We start from the raw sequence: 1,972 nt of genomic DNA on the forward strand, positions 1-1,972 counted from the left end.
CGATGGCCGCGGCCCGCGCCGACCAGGCCGTCGAGGCCCTCCCGCAGGGCGCGGACACCCCGGTGACCTCGCGCGGCAGCTCACTGTCGGGCGGGCAGCGCCAGCGGGTCGCACTGGCCAGGGCGCTGGCCGCCGATCCCCCGGTCCTGGTGCTGCACGACCCCACGACCGCCGTCGACGCCGTCACCGAGACCGAGATCGCGGCCCGGCTGCGCGAGCACCGCACCGGCCGCACGACCGTGCTCCTCACCACCAGCCCGGCGCTGCTCGCGGTCACCGACCGCGTGGTGGTGCTGCGCGACGGCCGGGTCGTCGCGGACGCGACGCACACCGAGCTGATGACCGACGACACCGACTACCGCAGGGTGGTGACCGGATGACCACCGGGACCGAGCCGTCCGGACCCCGTCTGCTGCCCGTCGCCGACGGGCGCCGCACCCGCACCGTCCTCGGCGAGCTGCTCCGGCCGCGCCGCGGGACGGCCGTCGCCGCCCTCGTCGCGCTGGTCGCCGGGTCGGCGGTGAGCCTGGTGGCGGCACCGCTGCTGGGCCGGATCGTCGACCTCGCCGCCCGCGGGGCGGCGCCGTCGGCGCTGACCGCGCCGGTCGCCGCGCTGGCCGGGGTCGCGGTCGTCCAGGGTGTGCTCGCCTTCGCCGGGATCGCGCTGATCGCCCGGGTCGGGGAGACGATGCTGGCCCGGCTGCGGGAGCGCTTCGTCGCCCGCGCGCTGGACCTGCCGCTGGACACCCTGGAGCAGGCCGGGTCCGGTGACCTCACCGCGCGCGTCACCGACGACGTCAAGGTCGTCGGCGAGGCGGTGCGCGAGGCGCTGCCCGAGTTCGCCAGGGCCGCACTGATCATCGGCCTGACCCTGGTCGCGCTCGCCGCGCTGGACTGGCGGTTCCTGCTCGGCGCGCTGCTGGCGGTGCCGATCCAGGTGGTCACCGCCCGCTGGTTCCTGCGTCACTCCGGCCCGCTCTACGACGACGAGCGCATCGCGGGCGGGGCCCAGCAGCAGCAACTGCTCGACACCGCGGCCGGGGTGAGCACGGTGCGCGCGTTCCGCCTCACCGACGACCACCTGGACCGGGTCCGTGCCCGCGCCGAGGCCGTCGCCGGGATCGGGCAGCGGCTCGTGGTGCTGCAGACCCGCTTCTTCGGCCGGCTCAACGCCGGTGAGGTCCTCGGTCTGAGCGGCGTGCTGGTCGCCGGGTTCGTGCTGGTCGGCAGCGGCAGCACGACGATCGGTACGGCGAGCGCGGCGGCGCTGTACTTCATCAACCTGTTCACGCCGATCAACATCATGCTGTTCCAGCTCGACGCCGCCCAGTCCGCGGTCGCCGGGTTGCGGCGCATCGTCGGCGTCGCCGAGATCGACCCGCCCGCCACGCCCGCGGACCCGGCGGTGCCCGCCGACGCGCGGGTGCGGGTGCGCGGCCTGACCCACTCCTACGTCGACGGCCACCCGGCACTGTCCGGGGTGGACCTCGACCTGGCGCCCGGCGCCCGGGTCGCACTGGTCGGGACCAGCGGGGCGGGCAAGTCCACGCTGGCCAAGCTCGTCGCCGGGATGCACACCCCGGACGCCGGATCGGTCGAGATCGGCGGCGTGCCGCTGGAACGCATCGACCAGCGCGGCGGGCGGCCGCCGGTGGTCCTGGTGACCCAGGAGGTGCACGTGTTCGCCGGGCCGCTCGCGGAGGACCTGCGCCTGGCCCGCCCGGACGCCACCGACGACGACCTGCGCGCCGCCCTGGCCACGGTCGGCGCGGCGCCCTGGGTGGACCGGCTGCCCGACGGGCTGGAGACCGTCGTCGGGGACACCGGGCACGCGCTGACCGTGGTGCAGTCCCAGCAGCTCGCGCTGGCCCGGCTGGTGCTGGCCGACCCGCCGGTGGTGATCCTCGACGAGGCGACCGCCGAGGCCGGCAGCGCCGGCGCGGCGGAGCTGGAACGCGCCGCCGACGCCGCG

At 76.7% G+C, this 1,972-nt stretch carries 2 protein-coding genes; both read left to right on the forward strand.

Annotation, left to right across the window (positions count from 1 at the left end):
• Positions 1–380, forward strand: a 380-nt coding sequence (locus tag GTW08_RS04645; protein ID WP_161151455.1) for an ATP-binding cassette domain-containing protein, incomplete at its 5' end; no start/stop codon positions are given.
• On the forward strand, positions 377–1,972 hold a 1,596-nt coding region (locus tag GTW08_RS04650), incomplete at its 3' end, for an ABC transporter ATP-binding protein (RefSeq protein ID WP_161151456.1). The genes GTW08_RS04645 and GTW08_RS04650, both read left to right, overlap by 4 nt.

The sequence above is a fragment of the Pseudonocardia sp. SID8383 genome, assembly GCF_009864975.1.
Lineage (GTDB): Bacteria > Actinomycetota > Actinomycetes > Mycobacteriales > Pseudonocardiaceae > Pseudonocardia > Pseudonocardia alni.